Origin of the sequence: Streptomyces sp. NPDC004542 (assembly GCF_040610035.1) — a bacterium.
Lineage (GTDB): Bacteria > Actinomycetota > Actinomycetes > Streptomycetales > Streptomycetaceae > Streptomyces.
The window spans coordinates 86,588-106,172 of sequence record NZ_JBEXLP010000016.1 but is presented as its reverse complement, the minus strand read 5'-3'; the positions used below and the strand labels follow the sequence as shown (position 1 = coordinate 106,172).

Below are 19,585 nucleotides of genomic sequence, written 5' to 3'. Positions count from 1 at the left end.
CGGCCGGGACGGCCGGGCCCCGGGGCGTCAGCTCACGTTGAGCGCCGTGTCGTCAATGACGAACGACGTCTGCAGGGTGGAGCCCTCGGTGCCGGTGAACTTCAGGGTGACGGTCTGGCCGGCGTAGCCCGCCAGGCTGAAGCTGCGCTGGGTGTAGCCGCCGGCGGCATTGAGGTTGGAATAGGTCGCCAGGGTGCTCAGGACGGTCCCGGAGCTGTTCAGCACCTGCACCTTGAGGGTGTCGTAGGCCGTGCTGGTGGTCGTCTCCGCCGTGTCGATGTGCAGGTAGAAGCTCAGGGCGGCGGTGGTGCAGGCGGACGGGATGGTCACCGACTGGGAGAGGGTGTCGGTGGTGGCGGAGCCGTAGCCGTCCAGCCAGGCGTAGTACGAGCCCGTACGGGCCGACTCGCCGCTGGAGTTGGTGATGACACCGCTGCTGCCGCTCCAGGTGGTGTTGCCGGACTCGAAGCCGTTGTTGCCGAGGAGCTGGGCGGCCGTGCAGGAGCCGGAGCCGCCACCGCCGCCTCCGCTGCCGCTCCCCGCGCCGGCGAGCCATGCCGTGGCGTTGAGGGCGAGGGCCGCGTTGGTGGCGCCGGAGTCGTTCCAGCCGTCGTAGAGGGTGTTGCCGGACTGGCCGGTGCCGTCGTCGATGGGTGAGCTGTCGCCCCAGAAAGCGACGCGACCGCTGCCGAAGGTGCTGGTGAGGAAGAACGCACCGGTGTTCCCGGAGTATCCGGTGCGGTAGAGCAGGCCCTTGACGGCGGAGTTGTCGGCCGGCTTGAGCGTGGCGGTGGTGCCGCTGGCGATCAGGCTCTTGGTGACGGTGCCGAACGAGCCGTGCAGCACCGGGTCGCTGCTGTCGCTGATGGCCGACGGGTAGTCGGAGCCGATGCTCAGCGAGTCGATGGAGAAGCCGAACGGGTCGGTGGAGTCGACGCTGTTGTTGGTCATCAGGTCGTTGAGGATCTCGACCGCGTCCTCACCGTCGTTGTTGCGGTCGGCGCCGGTGTGATCGGAGATCATGAACAGTCCGCCGCCGTTCTTGACGAAGTTCATGATCGCCGTCTTCTCGGCGGTGGTGAAGAGGGTGTTGGGCTCCGGCAGCACCAGGGTGTCGAAGTTCGACAGGTCGGTGGCCGACGAACCGCCGTAGCCGAGGCTGGAGCCCGAGGGCAGCGTCTTCAGGCTGTAGCCGCCGGTCTTCTGCAGGGCGACGCCCCAGGAGGACAGGGCGCCGGTCCAGTCCGTCTCGGCGGACGGGGAGGAGTCCTGGCCGAGCGGGTCGGGCTGGCTGGTGGAGATGATCCAGTCGGCGTTGCCGGCCGTCTCGGCGTGGGCGTTGTCGAACAGGATGCGGTGCGTGGTGGCCGCGTGGGCGGGCGTGGCGCTGGTGGTGACCTGGAGGGCGGCTCCGGTGACGAGCAGCCCGAATCCGGCCAGGGCGGTGGTGACTCTGCTGCGGGATCTCCTCGATCCAAGCATCCGGCGAACCTCCGTGTGGGTGGGGTAGAGGCGGTGCGGGCGCCAAATCTGCGCGCGTAGAACCGGGTTGAGGGTTCTACACGCGTCGACTTATTGAAAGGTACATGGCATGGCGGGCCGGTGAACAGAAGGTCCCGGCATTCACAGGGAACAAGGGGAACGGACTGTTTCCACAGTAAGCGGGCAGATCGGACGCAGCCGGGATCCCCAGGAAGAGGGGCGGAATGGAGATCTCGGGCACCGTGGCCGTCCTGCTGGGCTCGGCGATCGCCGCCGGGTTCGGGGTGGCCGGCAGCAAGGGCGCCGACCGGATCGAGTGGCTCGTCCAGATCGGCCTGGCCGCACTGGCCGTCGCCGCCCTCGACCGGTCGGGGGCGCACCGCTGACGGGGCGTGGGGTGCCCGCCGCGCCTCAGGTCCCGTACACGTACGGCGTCGTCGTGGTGAGCGGATGGAAGCCCAGGCGCTCCAGGACGGGCCGGCTCATGGCCGAGGCGTCGACCTGGAGATAGCGGTAGCCGCGGGCCGCGGCGACACGGGCACGGTGGGCGACCAGGGCGCGGTAGACGCCCCGGCCCCGCCACGCCTCCACCGTGCCGCCGCCCCACAGCCCGGCGAACCGGGCACCCGGAACCAGCTCCAGGCGGGCCGCGCCGACCGGTTCCTCGCCGGCCAGCGCGACGACGGCCACGACGGTGTCCGGGGCGGCGGCCAGCCCGGCGAGCAGCCGGTGGCGCAGCCGGGTGCCGTCGGTGCCGAAAGCCCGCTCGTGCACGGCCACCACGAGGTCGACGCCCGCCCGGTCGACGGCGGGCACGATGCGCACGCCCTCGGGCGGTTCCGCGCCGCCGGCCATGTCCGCCGCCTCGGCGACCATCAGCGTCTCCTCCGGTTCACGTGCGAACCCGGCCGTGGCGAGCCGTGGGCCGAGGTCCGCGGGGAGGTCGTGACCGTACAGCTTCCACTCGAAGTCGCGGCCCAGGCCCGTGAAGTACGCGATCTGTTCGGCGATCACCGCGTCGGCGGTCGTGTCGTCCAGCGCGGACCACAGGACGCCGTTCCAGCTGCGGGCGTCCGCGACATGGCGCACCCAGGCGCCGGCCCGCTCCACCCGGGCGCCGGGGCCGTCGGGCCGTGCGCCCGCGCGCATGTCCCGGTCGTAGAGGGCGAGTACGGCGGCGTGATCCATGCGCCCACCCCATCATCCACGCCCGGACCGGGCAACGGGATTTACCCCGGGTCCTGTTCGGCGGATCGGCAGCAGTCGGACGGTGCTTCGGCGCGCCGGTGAGCAGGGCGTACGACGAGGCCCCCGTGCGGGCCGGTCCGAGCGCTCGGGCATCCCGGCTCCGGGTCCGCGGCCGGTCCGCCGGGCAGACGCAGCCAGGGCCTAGCCCAGTTCGAGCGTCGTGACGCCGAACACCCGTTCCGTGGCGTACGGGCGCACCGGGCCGGTGTACATGCGTGCCGTCTCGAAGGAGGGTGTGAAGCCGGCCGCCTCGGCGAGGGTGACGGCCGCCGTGTTGGGCTCGGGCACGTCGAGGGAGACCTCGGTGCCGGCCGTTCCCGCGGTGAGGGCGGTGAACAGGGCGCGGGCGTCGTCCGCGCCGTCCGCGAAGAGGGGGCCGATACGCAGGCCGTCGCGGGCGGGCCGGATCACGCCGTAGCCGGTGACGCGGTCGCCGTCGTGGCGGACGACGGTCCGGTGTCCCGGGGCGGTCAGCCACTCGGCCAGGAAGCGCGGGCGGTCGGCCGGGTGGCAGGCGCTGTCGTAGGCGGTGACGGCCGCCAGGTCGGCGGGGCCGGCCGGGCGGACGCCCGCGGGCGCTTCGGCCCCGGCGGCGGTGCCGGTGACGGCGGCGGTGCCGGTGCCGGTGAACCTGATGGTGCGGTGCGCGAGTTCGAAGCCTGACTGGCGGTAGTTGCCCTGCTGGGCGACGACTCCGTCCAGGCCGACGGTGCGGTTCCCGGCGTGCGCCAGGGCCGTCTTCCAGGTGGTGAGGCCGTGGCCGCGGCCGCGCAGGTCCGGGCGGACCAGGTAGCAGCCCAGGAAGGCGTAGTCGGGACCGTGGTTGACGACCGAGATGGCCGACACCGGTTCGCCGTCGATCCGGCCGAGGAAGAAGCCGTCGGGGTCCTGGGCGAAGAAGGCGGGCCCGTCGGACAACCCGGGGTTCCAGCCCTCGTCCGCCGCCCACCCGCTGATCACCGGCCAGTCCGCGAGGCCGGCCTGCGTGATGACGAGGTTCTGGGGGACCGGAGAGGTCATCGGTGCGCTCCATTCCGTCGGTGCCGGGAGGGGCCGGCCGGGCCGGGTCCGTGGGTGGTGCCGGGCGGTGTGCTGGGTGTGCTGGTGGATCGCGCCCGCAGCATCCTTGCCGATCATCCGGGGATCCGCTACGCCCGGATCGAGCCGTTGACCGGGCTCAACCGCGGCGTGCCGCACGGAGGTTGCCATGGGACCAACCACCGCCGGACACGGCCGGGCCCCACCGGCCGGGCGTCCGGTGGGGCCTCGGGAGGGGGCCGGAGGTGACCGGTGTCAGCGCTCCGGGCGGGGGCGGAAGCGGCGGTACAGGACCGTGCCGGCCAGCAGGAGCATGGCGCTCGCGGCGGCGGGCGCGATCTCGTCCGCTCCCGTGTGGGCGAGGGCGGGGCGCGTCTGCGGCACAGCCCTCGCGGGACCGGGGTGGGCCTTGGCCGGAGGGGTCGTACGGGGAGCCGGGGGCGTCACGGGCGTGGGGGTCGACGGCGGCGGGGAGTCCTGGCCGGGGCCGTTCACCGAGGTGTTGTCCTGGGCCGGGTTGCCGACGCCGACCACGTTCACGCTGTTCCCGCTGACGTTCACCGGAAGATCCACGGGGAGCTGGACGTCGTTGCCGGACAGCACGCCCGGGGAATCCTGCGCGGCACTGTGCGCGGAGGCACCGCCGTTGCTCTGGGCACCGCCGTCCCCCGACGCACCGCCGGTCGCCGTGCTTCCGGTCCCGCCGCCGACGTCATTGGCGCAGGCGTTGCCGGCCGCGGAATTGAGCAGTCCCACCACGTTCGCGGTGTTCCCGCACGCGTTCACCGGCACGTGCAGCGGCAGTTGGAGGGTGTTGCCGGAGATCAGCCCGGCCGAGCCGGCCGTCGATCCGTCGGCGGAGGAGCCGTCGGCCGCCATGGCGGCGCACACCGGCATGGTCACGGCCATCGCGCCGGAGGCGGCGACGACGCCGATCACACCGTTGAGGGTAACCCGTCTCATCGGTTCCCTGCCTTCCAGTGATGGTTCACGGGCACTCACCCGCACCGCTCTCAACGCAGGCGAACCAGTCCGAGTTATGGCTTATCGGCCTTTCACTCCATCGAGTGGACCCGATGATCGAACCGCACGCAAAGTGATCGAACGATCACGTATCGTGCGTATGATACGACGCCGCAGGCCGGGGCGCCCGCCCGGAGGCGTGCCCTCCGGGCCCCGCTTAAGGTGATCGGGAGACGCCGTCCCGGTCCGCAGTGGGGGTCCCTGGAGGCATCCATGCTGGCGAAGCTGTCCGCCCGGCCCGCCGCCCTGCGCTGTACGGGCGTCGGCGCCGTGGCGCTCACCCTACTGGGAGCGGGGCTGCCCGCCGCGGGGGCCGAGCCGCCCCGGCCCGACCTTTCCCGGTTCTACCGGCAGAAGATCGTCTGGTCGGCCTGCGAGGGTCCCGACATGCCCGAGGACCTGCAATGCGGCAAGGTCACCGTGCCGCTCGACTACGCCCGGCCGGGCGCGGGAACGCTGGAGGTGGCGCTGGCCCGCTACCGGGCCACGGGCAGGTCGCGGGGCTCGGTGCTGCTCAACTTCGGCGGTCCGGGCGGCGCGGGCATCGACGGACTCGCCGCCGGCGGCAAGGACTTCATGGATCTGACCAACGGCTATGACGTGGTCACCTTCGATCCGCGCGGCGTCGGCCGGTCCTCCCCCGTCAGCTGCGGCGAGGGGGCCGACCAGGCCTTCGCCGCCACGCGGGAGGCCGCGGCCGCCGGCGATGCGCGGGCCGTCCTGGAGAAGGTGCGGCAGGCGGCGGCCGAGTGCGCCGAGCACTCCGGCCCGGTCCTGCCGTACATCGGCACCGTGAACGTCTCCCGGGACCTGGACGTCATACGGCAGGCCCTGGGCGACAGGAAGCTGAACTACCTGGGCTTCTCCTACGGGACCCGGCTGGGCGCCGTGTACGCGGCCCAGTTCCCCGACAAGGTGGGCCGGCTGGCGCTGGACGGTGTGGACACGCTGACCGAGTCGCCGGCCGAGCAGGGCATCGCGGGCGCCGCGGGGCAGCAGACGGCGCTGGACGACTTCCTGGACTGGTGCGTGACCGACATCGCCTGCCCCTTCGGGCAGGACCGGCGCGCGGCCGGCGAGCGGATCGTCCGGCTGGTGCGCTCGCTGGACGCCGATCCGATGCTCACGGCCTTTGGCGACCGGTACTCGGGCCAGGACCTGGTGGGCGCGATCGGGCAGGGGCTGTACAGCAGGGAGTTGTGGCCCCTGCTGGAGCGGGCCCTGGCCTCGCTGGTGGAGAACGGGGACACGCGCGGGGTCGAGAACCTCGCCTCCGGCGGCCGGACGCTGCCCGCCGGACGGTCCGGCGACGGCGGGCTCGTCGGCCCGGACGAGATCCCTGCGGACAACCTCCCCGCCGCCCTGATGGCGGTCAACTGCGCCGACGACCCCGACCGCCCCGGCGCCGGGCAGATCGTCAAGGACCTCGGGCGACTGCGCGGGCTGTACGAACAGGCGTCGCCCGTCTTCGGCCGGCACCGGCTCACCCAGCTGCTGATGTGCTACGGCCGCCCCCGGGGCACCGACTTCATCCGCGACCGGGTCAAGAACCTGCACACGCCGAAACTGCTCCTGATAGGGACCAGGGGCGACCCCGCGACGCCGTACCGCTGGACCGTGGAGACGGCCGCGCGGCTCGGCCCGTCGGCCGTGGTGCTCGACAACAGGAGCGAGGGGCACACCGGCTACTCCTCCTCCACGTGCGTGCACCGCAAGGTCGACGACTTCCTCCTGTACGGCTCCCTGCCGGCCAACGGCAGCTCGTGTGCGCCGGACCGGAGGCCGGAGGAGGTCAACTGAGCGACAGCTCCGGCCGGTACAGGTCCAGCCAGAGGGCCAGGTCGAGGGTGCGTTCCAGGCCGTGGCGGGCGGCCTGGGTGCTGACGGCCGCCTCGCGGTGGGCGGCGAGGCGGACCTTCTCGCGGTCGACGAGGTCGAAGACGGGGTGGGCGGGACGGGCGAGGAGCTCCTTGGCCTGGTCCTGGAGGGCGCGGGCGTACAGCGGGTCCTGGGTGGAGGGGTAGGGGCTCTTGACCCGGTCGTACACGGACCGGGGGATGACGTCCGCCGCCGCCTCGCGCAGGAGGCTCTTCTCCCGTCCGTCGAAGGACTTCAGGGACCAGGGCGTGTTGTAGACGTACTCGACGAGCCGGTGGTCGCAGTACGGCACGCGGACCTCCAGGCCGACGGCCATGCTCATGCGGTCCTTGCGGTCGAGCAGGACGCGCACGAGGCGGGTCAGGTGGAGGTGGCAGATCCGCCGCATCCGGTACTCGAAGTCGCTCTCGCCGTCGAGCCGGTCGATCCCGGCGACGGCGGTGCGGTACCCGTCGGAGACGTACCGCCCCACGTCCAGCGCCTTGGCCAGGTCGGGGCGCACGATGTCGCCGTCCTCGCCGAAGGACCGGCCGGCCAGCAGCAGCCAGGGGAAGGTGTCCGCGCGGCGGGCGTCCTCGTCGAAGAACTGCCGGTAGCCGCCGAAGACCTCGTCGGCGGACTCTCCGGAGAGCGCGACGGTGGACTGGTCGCGGACGGCCCGGAACAGCAGAAGCAGCGAGGCGTCCATGTCGCCGAAAGCCATGGGCAGATCGCGGGCGCGGATCACGTCGCGGCGTACGGCGGGGTCGGCGAGGGTCCGCGCGTCGAGGACGATGTCCTGGTGGTCGGTGCGGGCGAGGCGGGCCATGTCGTGCACGAAGGGCGTGTCCGGGGTGGCGCGCAGTTCGTCGGCGACGAAGTGGTCGCTCTGGCCGGCGAAGTCGACGGCGAAGCTGCGCACCGTCTCGCCCCGCTCGGCCAGTTGACGGGCGGCGAGCGCGGTCATGACCGAGGAGTCGAGGCCGCCGGAGAGCAGGGTGCAGCGCGGGACGTCGGCCACCAGCTGGCGGCGCACGATGTCCTCCAGGAGGGTGCGGACGGCTGCCACCGTGGTGTCACGGTCGTCGGGGTGCGGACGCGTCTCGAGCCGCCAGTAGGAACGGGTCGTCAGGCCCGATCGGTCCACGGTGACGACGGTGCCCGGTTCCACCTCGCGCATGCCGTCCCACACGGCGTGGCCGGGCGTCTTGATCATGGTGAACAGCTCGCGCAGGCCGTCGAGGCCGACCCGGGCTCGGACCAGCGGGTTGGCGAGGATCGCCTTGGGTTCGGAACCGAACAGGACGCCGTCGGGGGTGGGGTGGTAGTAGAACGGCTTGATGCCCATGCGGTCGCGGATCATCACGAGCGCGTCGCGGCGGCCGTCCCAGACCGCGAAGGCGTACATGCCGCCCAGCCGCTCGGCGACGGCGTCGCCCCATTCCAGGTAGCCGCGGAGCACGACCTCGGTGTCGGAGTCGGTGGTGAAGCGGTGGCCGCGGCCGGTGAGTTCGGCGCGGAGTTCGGTGAAGTTGTAGGTCTCGCCGGAGTAGACGAGGGCGACGGTTCCGTCCGGTGTGCCGGCGGTCATGGGCTGGCGTCCGCCGGGCAGGTCGATGACAGCGAGCCTGCGGTGGCCGAGCGCGGCGGGGCCCTGCGTCCAGGTGCCGCTGTCGTCCGGGCCCCGGCAGGCCATGGTCTCGGTCATCGCGTCCAGGGCCGCTGCCTCGGAGCGCAGGTCGCGGTCGTAGGAGATCCATCCGGTGATGCCGCACATGCGTGTCCTCCAGGTCCGCGGAACCGGTTGCACCCAGCACCTATATGATGAGCGTGGGCCGGTTACCGGGGGCCGGTCAACGCGGCCTTGACCGATCGGGCGAAACCGCCGCACGGTTCCGGCCGGGTCCTGCCCGCTCCACACCCGCGGAACGGTGTGCGTCCGGGGTCCGTCCGACGGGTACCGGCCACGGGCAAAGGTTTCCCCAACATCCGGGGCCGGGGGGACCGGCAGGGCGGAGGGCGGCTCAGACCACCGGCGCCGGGCTCAGGAACCGGTCCAGCGCGGCGGTCAGCTCGGCCGGCTTCTCCAGCGGCAGTTCATGACCCGCGTCGATGATGCGGATCACCGCGTCCGGGTAGGCCGTCGCCATCCGCAGCATCTGCTTCACCGGCAGCTGGACGTCGTGGTAGCCGTGGACCAGCAGGGTCGGGGTGCGGATCTCGCCGACCCGGTCGAGGACGTCGAAGGCCCGCATGGCTCCGTACAGGGTCATGACCACCTCGCGCGGCGTCGCCGCCGAGGCCCTGATGTGCTCCCGGATCCGCTCGCGCGGGTAGCCGGGGGCGAAGGCCCGCTGGATGTTGGCGGCGACGAACAGCCTGAAGGGCACGAGGGTGGAGGCGGCCATGAGCAGGCCGCGGCCCCGGCTGAAGGCCATCCGGCTGATGGAGCCGACCAGGACCAGGCGTTCCACCCGCTCGGGACGGGAGAGGGCGATGGTCTGGGAGATCATCCCGCCCATGGAGTGGCCGATCAGTACGCACCGGCCGACCCCGAGGTGGTCGAGGAGGGCGAGGACGTCCCCGGCCAGTTCCTCGATCGTGGACACCCCCGCCCCGCCGCTCTCCCCGTGCCCGCGCAGGTCGAGGCGGACGACCCGCCGCTTCCCGGCGAAGTGGGCGGTCTGGTGGTCCCAGCGGTGCCGGTCGGCCGTCCAGCCGTGGACGAACACCAGGGGCGCGCCGCCGCCGTCGCGGGGGCCTTCGTCGTCGTACGTCAGTGTTGCGCCGTCGACCTCGAGCTGCGGCATGGGGCGTCTCCTGGAGTGCGCGCGGGTTACTGACCAGTACCGTAACCGGCCGCCGGACCCGCGTCACCGCCGTCCGGCGAGGAGCTCGAGGACGTGCCGGCTGCGCGCGGCGGCGCCGTGGTCGGGCGGCCCGGGGCCGACGAGTACGACCGGGCCGCACGGCGCCGCACCCCTCAGGGCCGGATTACCCCGAATGCCCGACAGGCGAATCAGTCCTACGGTGTTGTCATGGAGCACGCACTGAGTCCCGCGACCCTCGCCGAGTTGCGCCGTCCGCGTCCCTACCCGGCGGTCTCCGTCATGACGCCGACGCACCGGCGCGAGCCCGACAACGCCCAGGATCCGGTCCGGCTGCGCAACGTGGTGGCCGAGGCCAAGAAGAAGCTGGAGGCCGACCCGGCGGTCACCCGGGAGCGGCGGGCCGCCGTCGTGCAGCAGCTCGACCGGGCACTCGCCGAGGTCGACCTGACGCACGCCGAGGACGGCCTGGTCATCTTCGCCGCGCCGGACGAGCACCAGGTGTGGTCGCTCGCCCGGGAGGTGCCCGAGCGGGTGGTGCTCTCGGACACCTTCCTGACCCGCAACCTCGTCTCCGCGCACGCCGCGGAACGGCCGTTCTGGGTGCTGTCGGTCTCCGCGGACCGCGTCACGCTGTGGAGCGGTGCCGGCGACCGCGTCGTGGAGGACCGCTCCGGCGGCTTCCCGCTGAGCCGCGGCCGGGAGAACTTCGACGCCGAGCGGCAGGAACGGATCGGCGACCTGCCGAGCACCTTCCGCGACGAGGACACCCGCCACTTCCTGCGCGAGGCGGACACCGCGATGACCAAGGTCCTGCGCGAGCAGCCCCGCCCGTTGTACGTCACCGGTGAGGAAGCGGCGCTGTCCCTGCTGGAAGAGGTAGGCGGCGTGGCCGGGGACGCCGTGCAGGTGCGGCACGGCGGCCTCGCGCACGCCGGGCGCGAAGCGGTGTGGCAGGCCGTGAAGCCGGTGCTCGACGCGCAGGCCAGGAGGGACACCGCCGCCGTGGCCCGGGAACTGGACTCGGCACGGGGGCACCGCACCTTCGCGGCCGGCATCGACGAGGTCTGGCAGAACGCCCGGGAGGGCCGTGTGCGTCTGCTGGCGGTGGAGGAGAACTACCGCGTGACGGTCCGCGACGAGGGCCGCGGCCACCTGGTACCGGCCGCGGGCGGCGAACTCGACGCCCGCGAGGACATCGTGGACGAGATCGTCGAGCAGTGCCTGGAGACCGGCGCCGACGTCCGGTTCGTCCCGGACGGCACCCTCGGCGACGAAGCCGGGATCGCGGGAGTGCTGCGCTACTGACCCGGCCGGCCGCACCGTGCGCCTACGCTACGCCGTGACCTGTGAACGGCGAGAGAGTGGGCGCAGGGTGGCCGTCGGCCTCGCCCCGCGTCCGGCCCCGTACGCCGGGGAGAGTCGTTGACGCGGAAGCCGGGAACGGACCGGAGGCGGCCCACTGGCGGTCAGACACCGCCGAAGAGGGCGCCGAGCCCGCGCTCGACCACCGCTTCGACGTCCTCCTGCCCGGGTGCGACCACGGCATGGCTGCGCAGCAGGAACCGGCGCAGCGCGGGGGTGCGGAAGCGCAGCAGGGCGACGCCGTAGGGGGAGTGGAACTCCAGGACCGTCCCGCCCTGCCCGCACGGCCATATCCGTACGTCCCCGCACCCGGCCGGCGCCCCCAGCCCCTCCTCCAGCAGGGAGCGGGCGAAGGTCCAGGTGGCGCCCTCCCCGTCGAGCGTCGCCTCGGGCGGGAAGTCGATGAACACGGCGAGCGGGTCCTCGGTGGTGTACCGGAGGGCGGCGGTCACGGGGACCTCGTCGTCCCGGGCGGTGATCAGACGGGCGTGGGCGGGCTGCGTGAAGGAGAAGTCCATGCCTTTAGGACCTCCCTCGGGCCGCTCGCATTACGCGGCACAGCGACCAATTTCGTGTGACCTGCATCACTTGTCGACGGAGGGCGGGACGATTTCCGCCACGCCGTCGAGCGGACCCACGGGCCACCGTGACCGGTGGACCGTCCCCCCATCACCGCCCTTCCGCGCCACCCGCGCCCCCGTACGCCCCGCCGGTGTCCGTCACACCTGGCCGGGTCCGGTCCACATCGGCGCGCCCCCATGGAACACCAGCACGTCGAACACCTACCCGGGCGCTACATCGAGAGTCTCCCCGGTCGATCAAGTCACGTACCCGGTCTACGCCTCGCCTCGCCGGTCGCCTACGCCACAAAGGCGGGTCGACCATGCGTTGAGGACTCCGGCATATGCCAGAAGCACCACCGTATCGGGTGTCGCCGAATCTCTTACAGACAGTCGCGCGCTGTGCAACAGTCGTAACGGTCCTTCCGCCGGCCCCGGCCGTACCGTCCCCGCATCGGAGTGCGTCATGCCGTCCCCCCTCTCCGCGGACCGTCCCGCCGCCCAGCCACCCGGCCGGGGCCCGGTCGACGCGTTGATCTCGCAGACCCGGCGGCTCAAGGGCGACGTGAAGGCGGTACGTCGGGACACCCGGGCGGAAGGTGCCGACCCGCAGGAGCGGTGGCAGCGCGCCCTCTGCGATCTCGCCCTGCACCAACTGAGCGACCTGGACGAACACTTGGCGCAACTGCGGGACGGCCCGGCACCCGCGCCCCCCGCCCCGCACGAGGCCGCTGCCGCCGAGCACCCGGACACCGTCGGCGCCGCCCCGAGCGGCTCGCTGCTGAGCCGGGTCGGCAGCGCGGAGTGGAACCTGCTGACCGACGAGGCGAACTGGTCCGGAGAGCTCTACGGGATCCTCGGCCTGGACCCGGCCGCGTCCCCGCTCACCCTGGACGAACTGCCCTCGCTGGTCCTCGACGAGGACCGCCCGAAGCTGACGGCGATGGTGACCGACTGCCTCGTCGACGCCAAACCGATCGACGGGGAGTTCCATGTCGTGCGTCCGGACGGCTCCGTCCGGACCGTGCACATGATGGGCGAGCCCGTGCTCGGCCCCGACGGCGGCACCACCTCCATGTGGGCCGTGCTGCGGGATGTCAGTGAACTGCGCCGCCACCGGCGGACGGTGCGCGAGACCCGTGACTCCTTCCACCGCCACCAGCAGCAGGCCCGGACCGAGCAGCGCCTCGCGGCCGAGTGGCAGCAGGCCGTGCTGCCGCCGTGGCGCGGCTCCCTGCGGCTCCCGCGCCGGGGACGGCGGACACTGGACCTGGCGGCCCGCAGCCTGCCGTCCGCCACGAACTCGCTGATCGGCGGCGACTGGTACGACGCGCTCGAACTGCCGGACGGCGACACCCTGCTCGGCGTCGGCGACCTCACCGGGCAGGGTGTCACCGTCGCCTCGGGCATGTCGATGCTGCTGGGCGCCGTGCGCGGCCTGGCGATGGCGGGCACCCAGCCCGGCCGGCTGATGGCATGCCTCAACCAGTTACTGGACGCCACCGGGCAACCCGCCCTCGGCAGCGCCGTCTGCTGCCGTTACCGGCCCGCCACCCGCACCCTGGTGTGGGCGCAGGCAGGACACCCCGCCCCGCTGCTGTACCGCGACGGGACGGGGCGCGCACTGCACGCACCCGACGGCGTCCTGCTCGGCGCCACGACCGGAGCCGCCTACGGGCAGGCCGAAGTGACCCTAGAACCCGGCGACCTGCTCCTGCTGCGCACCGACGCACTGGTGCCGGGGCACGAGGGAACGGCAGCCGTGGACCGGCTCCTCGACCTGGCTCCGCGCCTGGACGCGGCGCGCACCGCGCAGGACTGTCTGCGCGTGGTCGTGGAGGAATGCGGCGAGACCGAGCGGCAGGACGACGCCTGCGTGCTCATCGCCAAGGTGAGCAACTGAGAAAAACCAGGCTAGGCCTGTGCGCTGTCGATGCCGCCGCCCTTCGTCGCGGGCAGGGCGAGCCTGATCTCCTCCCGCAGTTCGTGGATCTTCGGATAACTCGCGTACTGGGCGGTGAGCCGGTACATCTGACGCAGCCGGTCCCAGGTGCGGTGGGAGGAGTTCGAGCCCATCGACATCAGGGCCAGGCGCGCGTACCGGTCCGCCTGTTCGGGGTCGTCGGCGATGAAGCACGCCGAGGCCATGGACAGGAAGTCGAAGATCTTCGACCGCTGGCGTCCGTCGACCCTGAGGGCCAGGGCCTTCTCCGCGAAGTGCTGGGCGTGCGCGGCCGCGCCCGGGTCGTGCTCCGCCAGGGTGCGGTAGGCGAGGGCCTGCATGCCGTAAAGGTCCTCCTCCTTGAACATCTGCATCCAGCTCGGCGGCGGCACGTCGCCCTTGTCGGAGACGAAGAGGTCCTCCGCCTGGCCGAGGGTGCGGCGCATCGCCTGGCCCTTGCCCATCGAGGCCTGTGCCCAGGCCTCGATGGTGTGGAGCATCGCCTTGGTGCGGGGCAGCACCTCGTCGCCCGAGCCGGACCGGGCGAGCTTCATCAGGTCGAGTGCATCGTCGGGCCGGCCCAGGTGCACCATCTGGCGAGCCGCCCGGGACAGCGCCTCGCCGGCACGCGGCCGGTCACCGCCCTCCCGTGCGGCGTGGGCGGCGATGACGAAGTACTTCTGGGCCGTCGGTTCCAGGCCGACGTCGTGGGACATCCACCCGGCGAGGACGGCGAGGTTGGCGGCGACGCCCCACAGGCGCCGCTGGAGGTGGTCCGGGTGGCGGTAGGCGAGCATGCCGCCCACCTCGTTGAGCTGGCCGACCACCGCCTTGCGCTGCAGCCCGCCACCGCGGGCCGCGTCCCAGGCTCGGAACACCTCCACCGAGCGCTCCAGTTCCTCGATCTCCTGGGACCCGACGGGGGCGGCCTCGTAGCGGTCGTACCCGGCGGGGTCGGCGTGCAGGGGGTCGTCGAGGACCGGGGCGTCGGCCTTCAGGGTCGGATCGGATTGCAGCCAGTCGTGCATGGCGTCGCTGAGTGCGGATCCCGCGGCGAGCGCGGCGCCCGCGCCCACCAAGCCGCGTCGGTTGAGCATGAGGTCCATTCCCGTGAATTCGGTGAGGACCGCGGCGGTCCGTTCGGGCGCCCACGGCACTCCGTCGGGATGTTCGGGATGTTCCGCGTTCCCGTCGCCCGGCCGTTTCCCCGTACGCCCGTGCCGTACCAGACCGAGGTCCTCTATGGTCACGACACGGCCGAGACGCTCGGTGAACAGGGCCGCCAGCACCCGCGGCACGGGATCGCGCGGGATCTCTCCCGTGTCGATCCACCGCCGCACCCGGGAGGTGTCGGTCGCCAGCTGGGGGTGGCCCATGGCCGCCGCCTGCTTGTTGACCAGCCTCGCGAGTTCGCCCTTGGACCAGCCGGCCAGGCCGAACAGGTCCGCGAGCCGGGTGTTGGGTCGTCCGCTCACGTCAAGCCCCCAGGTTCTCGGCTGAGTTGACAGTAGCCCCGCGGAGGTTGCCGGGCGACTATTCGCCAGGGTTCGCCAGGGTGCGCCAGATGGTGTGCCACTGGGCATCGGGTGTCGAGTAGGAACGCGCCACCCCGACCCGGCTCGCTGGTTCATATGACGGGTGCATTCCCCAGGGTGCACCCGGGCGGCCGGGCCGGGATGCGCGCACGGACTCACCAAGGCAGGCACCGCAGGCACACGAAGGGATCTGTTCCGCCCATGTACGCAGCATCGTCCTCCGTGTCCGCCCCGCCCCGGCCGCTGCGTCCCCGCCCGGCGGGCAGCGGCCCCTATCCGGACCCCGGGTCGCGCCCGGGGCCACCCGTGCCCGGCGTCGGCCGGCCACGGCGCGTCGTCGGCCCGGGCAGCCAACCGCTCAGCGGACGAATCGACTTGTCCGGCCCGCAGGGCGCGCAGTTGCGCACCGCGATCGCCTCGGTGCACCGGATCTGCCCGGAGTTCGCCCCGGTGCAGGTGCTGCGGCGCAGCGGACGCTCCGTGCTCCTCGTCGGGACGACGGGGCGCAGCACGGCCGTGGCCAAGTGTCTTCTGGACCACTCCCCCGCCTGGGCGGAGCGGACCAGGCACGAAATAGCCGCATACCGCTCGTTCGTCCGGCACCGGCCGCCGGTCCGGGTGCCCAGACTGATCGCGGCGGATCCGGACAACGGCACCCTGGTCATCGAGCGGATGCCGGGCCGGGTGGCGGCACTCCAGCGGCACCCCGCGGAAGCCCCGCCCCGGTCGGACGTCCGGGCGGCCCTGGCCGCGATCTGCCGGCTGAACGCCTGGCGTCCCCCGGCGGACACGTTCGACAGGCCGCTGGAATACGCGGCCCGTATCTCCCGGTACCACGAGCTGGGTTTGCTCACCGACCGGGACCTGGGCGACCTGCAGAAGCTGCTGCACGACATCGCGCACACGGCGGGACGCCAGGACATGTGGCAGTTCTGCCACGGCGACGCGCTGCTGTCGAACATCCTCCTGTCACCGGCCGGTCCTGTATTGGTGGACTGGGAGCACGCGGGCTGGTACCTGCCGGGCTACGACCTGGCGGTGCTGTGGTCGGTGCTCGGGGACGCGCCGGCGGCCCGGCGGCAGATCAGCCAGATCGCCCAGTCGGCCGGACCCGCCTCGCGGGACGCCTTCCTGGTGAACCTGATGCTCGTGCTGACCCGTGAGATCCGTACGTACGAGACGGCCGTGCAGCGCTCGATGCACGACACCGCCCCGGCGGCGCCGGGCATGGCCCACCCGGGCGCCGCACCGTCCGGCGAGGAACAGCGGCTGCTGCTCAGGCGACTGCACGACGACTGCCAACTGGCCCGCAGGGCGGTACGCGCGGCGGTCGGCACCCGCTGAGGGGGACAGCGAAGGTCCGCGGGGCGTCAGTGGTGTACTCCACTGACGCCCCGCAGGCCGGTGCACGCGCGCCGCGAAATTCCCGCATCCCCCGCGTGACATGGGACATCCCCTTCCTCCAGGCATGATTGACGGATCGTCGGCCAGCGGGTACCACTGACCCACCGTTCGGCCCGCACGCCCCGCCACGCTCGCCATGTCCCTGGAGGCCGCCTTGCGAGGATCCGTCACCGAACCGACGCCCGGGCCCGGGAGCAGACGCAGGCGCGCGACGGGGGTCGCCGTCGCCTCCGCCGCCCTCCTGTTCCCGCTGCTGGGCGCGGCCCCTTCCCGGAGCGCCACCGAGTCGCCCACCGGCCGGCTGCAACATGCCTTCGCCTCGGCCGCCGACGAGTACCACGTGCCGCAGAGCGTCCTGCTGGCCGTCTCCTACCTGCAGTCCCGCTGGGACGCGCACGCCGGAGCGCCGAGCGTCACCGGCGGCTACGGCCCGATGCACCTCACCGACGCGCGCACCGCGCTCGCCACGTCGCCGCACCACAGCGAGGGCACCGAGGACGCCCGCGGCGACGCCGCCCGCGCGGCCCTGCGCCCGGCCGCGCGGATCCCGGCCGGCTCCGCGCTGCCCGCCCGCCTCAGGACGCTGCCCGAGGCGGCCCGCCTGACCGGGATCCCCGCCGCGCGGCTGCGCACCGACCCGGCGGCCAACGTGGCCGGCGGAGCCGCCCTGCTGGCCGCCGCCCAGAAGGACCTGGACGAGCCGCTGAGCGCTGATCCGGCCGACTGGTACGGCGCGGTGGCCCGCTTCTCCGGCGCGGACGACACGGCCACGGCGGCGGCGTACGCGGACGACGTGTACGACGTGCTGCGCACCGGCGAAGAGCGCACCACGGACGCCGGGCAGCGGGTCGCCCTGGCCGCGCGGCCGCGGATCGCCCCGGACACCGGCCAACTGCGCCGGACCGGGCTGCGCACGGTCACCGACGACGGGACGGAGTGCCCGAGGAAGGTGTCCTGCGAGTGGATCCCCGCTCCGTACGCCGAGTTCGGGGACGACGACTACGGCAACCACGACCTGGGCGACCGTCCGGTGTCGCAGAGCATCAAGTACATCGTCGTCCATGACACCGAGGGCACCTGGGACGGGGTCCTGAACCTGGTCCAGGACCCCACCTATGTGTCCTGGAACTACACGATCCGCTCCACCGACGGTCTGATCGCCCAGCATGTGAAGGTGAAGGACGTGGCCTGGCACGCGGGCAACTGGTACGTCAACGCCAAGTCGGTCGGCATCGAGCACGAGGGCTTCCTCGCCGCTCCGGACGCCTGGTACACGGAGGCGATGTACCGGTCCTCGGCCCGGCTGGTGACGTACCTGGCGAAACGGTACGGCATCCCCCTGGACCGGCAGCACGTCCTCGGCCACGACAACGTTCCGGCCCCGACCACGGCCGGCGTCCCCGGCATGCACACCGACCCGGGTCCGTTCTGGGACTGGCGGCACTACTTCGAACTGCTGGGCCGCCCCTTCCACCGCACCGCGGGCAAGCGGGGCGGGCTGGTGACGATCCGGCCGGACTACGCGGCGAACCAGCCGGTGTACACGGGCTGCGTGACCAAGGGCGAGCCGTGCGCGGCGCACGGCTCCGGCGAGGTCCGGCTGTACTCCGACCACGACGAGAACTCGGCCCTGATCAAGGACGCCGGTCTGGGCACGGACCCGACCACCGGGGTGAACGACCTGTCCTCACGGGTGTCGACCGGCCAGCAGTTCGCGGTCGCCGGCCGCTGGGGCGACTGGACGGCGATCTGGTACCTGGGGCAGAAGGCCTGGTTCCACGACCCCGGGGACGAGCCGACGGCGGTGGACGCCTCCGGCCCGGTCGTCACGCCGAAGGACGGCGCGGCCGGGGTGCCGGTGTACGGCCGCGCCTACCCGGAGAAGGAGGCCTACCCGGCCGGGGTGCCGGTCCAGTCGGTGTCGCCGCTGCCGTACACCCTGCCGGCGGGCCAGCGGTACGCGGTCGGTGACGTGGTGCCGGGCGAGTACTACTACTCGGTCACCTTCACCACCGACTCGCACCGGGTCGTGGCCGGCAAGGACCTGTACTACGAGATCCAGTTCGGCCACCGGGTGGCGTTCGTGCGCGCCGCCGACGTCGACGTGGAGCCGTCCGCCCGGTAGCCCGTGCCGGGATGTCAGCCCTGCTGGAAAAGCTCCGCCGGGAGCGGCTTCAGCAGGGCGTACAGGTCGTCCGTGATGGGGCGGTCCCAGGCGGCGATGGTGACCAGGACGCCGTCGCTGCGGTCGAACTGCACGCAGGAGATCCGGCTCTCGGAGAGCTTCAGCCGACGCACGATCAGGAGGTTGTCGCCCTGGAGCACCGGCATGTCCTCGGTGTCGGTGACCGTGACCTCCTCGTCGTTCTCCAGCGCCAGCAACAGCTGGGCCACCTCGAAGGGGATCTCACCCTCGGCGACCTCACGGGCCGGGGAACCCTCCGGCAGGTTGCCGATGATCATGGCGGGGCCCCGGCCGCCGAACAGGTCGTAGCGCAGGAAGACGCCCTGGCAGGTGCCGTCGGGGGCGGGCAGCAGTCCGGCGCCCAGATTGCCGGGCCAGTCACCCGGGTCCATGGCCAGTACGTCGAATTCGGGCCCGGCGGGAGTGGCGCTGCGGCGGCGGAGGAACGACATGCGGCCATGGTACGTGCCCGGACGCGTTCGGCGCCGTCCGGGCGGCGCCTGTTCCGTCCCCCGGGAGACCGGTGCCCCCGGCGGAACCAGCCAGCCGCCCCCGACGGCCGGTCGCGCCCCGGGTGCGGGCCGGGTGGGGGCCGGGTGGGGGCCGGGTGGGGGCCGGTGACCCTAGGGCCTGTCTGACCATTCCCGTCTGCCACGCGGCGCCATGCACGCTCCCCCCGAGGGGGTGCCCCCACTCGCCGCACCGGGCACACAACCAGGTACATCCAGTACGTGGGTGCATGCCCGGCACTCCACCGGCCTTCGGCCGGGGGGACCCCCGGAGCGCGCACCTGAGGCCGCGCGGCCGCCCTCCGGGCGACGACGGGAAGGGTCAGACAGACCCTAGGTGAGGTCGAACTCGCCCTCCCTCGCCCCGGACACGAAGGCACCCCATTCGGCGGGCGTGAAAATCAGGGAAGGACTCTCCGGGCGGTCGCTGTTGCGCATGGCGATGAATCCCTCGACAAAGGCGATCTGGACATCTCCCAGGCCTCGGCTGCTGGACTGCCACTCGGCGGTGCTGAGGTCCAGCTCCGGCTTGTCCCAGCCCATGAGCGGCTTCTGCTGGATGGTGCTCTCGGCCACGTCCGTGCTCCTCCCGGTTCGTCGTCCGCGGCC

The 19,585-nt window shown here is 72.7% G+C and carries 15 protein-coding genes and 1 pseudogene; 6 read left to right on the top strand and 10 right to left on the bottom strand.

What is annotated here, in order from left to right; genetic code table 11:
- Positions 1-27: 27 nt before the first annotated feature.
- Positions 28-1,482, bottom strand: a complete 1,455-nt coding sequence (locus ABZX30_RS12585; protein WP_355932303.1) for a hydrolase — start codon at positions 1,480-1,482, stop codon at positions 28-30.
- A 230-nt stretch (positions 1,483-1,712) separates the two neighbouring features.
- Between ABZX30_RS12585 and ABZX30_RS12580 the strand changes: the two are divergent.
- Positions 1,713-1,868: pseudogene (locus ABZX30_RS12580) on the top strand (GlsB/YeaQ/YmgE family stress response membrane protein); the annotation flags it as partial.
- Positions 1,869-1,893: 25 nt separating this feature from the next.
- Here the strand turns inward: ABZX30_RS12580 and ABZX30_RS12575 are convergent.
- The 3 genes from ABZX30_RS12575 to ABZX30_RS12565 all read right to left on the bottom strand — a co-directional run bounded on the left by ABZX30_RS12575 (position 1,894) and on the right by ABZX30_RS12565 (position 4,731).
- Positions 1,894-2,670 (bottom strand): GNAT family N-acetyltransferase, encoded by a 777-nt coding sequence (locus ABZX30_RS12575; RefSeq protein WP_355932301.1) that lies wholly within the window; start codon positions 2,668-2,670, stop codon positions 1,894-1,896.
- A 201-nt stretch (positions 2,671-2,871) separates the two neighbouring features.
- The gene (locus tag ABZX30_RS12570; RefSeq protein ID WP_355932298.1) at positions 2,872-3,750 is read right to left on the bottom strand and encodes a GNAT family N-acetyltransferase; all 879 of its coding nucleotides are present in this window, start codon (positions 3,748-3,750) and stop codon (positions 2,872-2,874) included.
- 273 nt (positions 3,751-4,023) lie between these two features.
- Complete coding sequence (locus ABZX30_RS12565) at positions 4,024-4,731, bottom strand: chaplin (RefSeq protein ID WP_355932295.1); 708 nt, start codon at positions 4,729-4,731, stop codon at positions 4,024-4,026.
- 273 nt (positions 4,732-5,004) lie between these two features.
- Between ABZX30_RS12565 and ABZX30_RS12560 the strand changes: the two genes are divergently transcribed.
- Positions 5,005-6,591: an alpha/beta hydrolase gene (locus ABZX30_RS12560; RefSeq protein WP_355932292.1), complete on the top strand. Its 1,587-nt coding sequence runs from the start codon at positions 5,005-5,007 to the stop codon at positions 6,589-6,591.
- Here the strand turns inward: ABZX30_RS12560 and asnB are convergent.
- Positions 6,584-8,425 (bottom strand): asparagine synthase (glutamine-hydrolyzing), encoded by a 1,842-nt coding sequence (gene asnB / locus ABZX30_RS12555; protein WP_355932290.1) that lies wholly within the window; start codon positions 8,423-8,425, stop codon positions 6,584-6,586. The two genes, ABZX30_RS12560 and asnB, sit on opposite strands and share 8 nt — an antisense overlap.
- Before the next feature lie 247 nt (positions 8,426-8,672).
- Positions 8,673-9,458, bottom strand: coding sequence for an alpha/beta fold hydrolase (locus tag ABZX30_RS12550; protein WP_355932288.1), 786 nt, complete (start codon positions 9,456-9,458; stop codon positions 8,673-8,675).
- 228 nt (positions 9,459-9,686) lie between these two features.
- Here ABZX30_RS12550 and ABZX30_RS12545 point away from each other — a divergent pair, with 228 nt between their 5' ends.
- A complete protein-coding gene (locus tag ABZX30_RS12545) occupies positions 9,687-10,784 on the top strand; it encodes a chemotaxis protein (RefSeq protein ID WP_355932285.1) in 1,098 nt (365 codons plus the stop codon).
- A 161-nt stretch (positions 10,785-10,945) separates the two neighbouring features.
- On the opposite strand, the gene ABZX30_RS12540 is transcribed toward ABZX30_RS12545, so the two are convergent.
- Positions 10,946-11,359 carry an SsgA family sporulation/cell division regulator gene (locus ABZX30_RS12540; RefSeq protein WP_355932282.1) on the bottom strand — a complete coding sequence of 138 codons (414 nt, stop codon included), beginning with the start codon at positions 11,357-11,359 and terminating at the stop codon, positions 10,946-10,948.
- A 508-nt stretch (positions 11,360-11,867) separates the two neighbouring features.
- On the opposite strand from ABZX30_RS12540, the gene ABZX30_RS12535 reads away from it, so the two are divergent.
- On the top strand, positions 11,868-13,304 hold the full coding sequence (locus tag ABZX30_RS12535; RefSeq protein WP_355932279.1) for a SpoIIE family protein phosphatase: 1,437 nt from the start codon (positions 11,868-11,870) through the stop codon (positions 13,302-13,304).
- Between the two features lie 11 nt (positions 13,305-13,315).
- Here the strand turns inward: ABZX30_RS12535 and ABZX30_RS12530 are convergent, their stop codons facing one another.
- Positions 13,316-14,818: a hypothetical protein gene (locus ABZX30_RS12530; protein WP_355932277.1), complete on the bottom strand. Its 1,503-nt coding sequence runs from the start codon at positions 14,816-14,818 to the stop codon at positions 13,316-13,318.
- Positions 14,819-15,079: 261 nt separating this feature from the next.
- Between ABZX30_RS12530 and ABZX30_RS12525 the strand changes: the two genes are divergently transcribed.
- Together ABZX30_RS12525 and ABZX30_RS12520 are read left to right on the top strand one after the other, a co-directional pair.
- Entirely contained in the window at positions 15,080-16,222 is a 1,143-nt protein-coding gene (locus tag ABZX30_RS12525) for an aminoglycoside phosphotransferase family protein (RefSeq protein ID WP_355932276.1), read from the top strand.
- A 214-nt stretch (positions 16,223-16,436) separates the two neighbouring features.
- Positions 16,437-18,407, top strand: coding sequence for a peptidoglycan recognition family protein (locus ABZX30_RS12520; protein ID WP_355932275.1), 1,971 nt, complete (start codon positions 16,437-16,439; stop codon positions 18,405-18,407).
- 14 nt (positions 18,408-18,421) lie between these two features.
- On the opposite strand, the gene ABZX30_RS12515 is transcribed toward ABZX30_RS12520, so the two are convergent.
- Positions 18,422-18,919: a hypothetical protein gene (locus tag ABZX30_RS12515; protein WP_355932272.1), complete on the bottom strand. Its 498-nt coding sequence runs from the start codon at positions 18,917-18,919 to the stop codon at positions 18,422-18,424.
- Between the two features lie 390 nt (positions 18,920-19,309).
- Positions 19,310-19,552 (bottom strand): DUF397 domain-containing protein, encoded by a 243-nt coding sequence (locus ABZX30_RS12510; RefSeq protein WP_355932270.1) that lies wholly within the window; start codon positions 19,550-19,552, stop codon positions 19,310-19,312.
- Positions 19,553-19,585 lie beyond the last annotated feature (33 nt).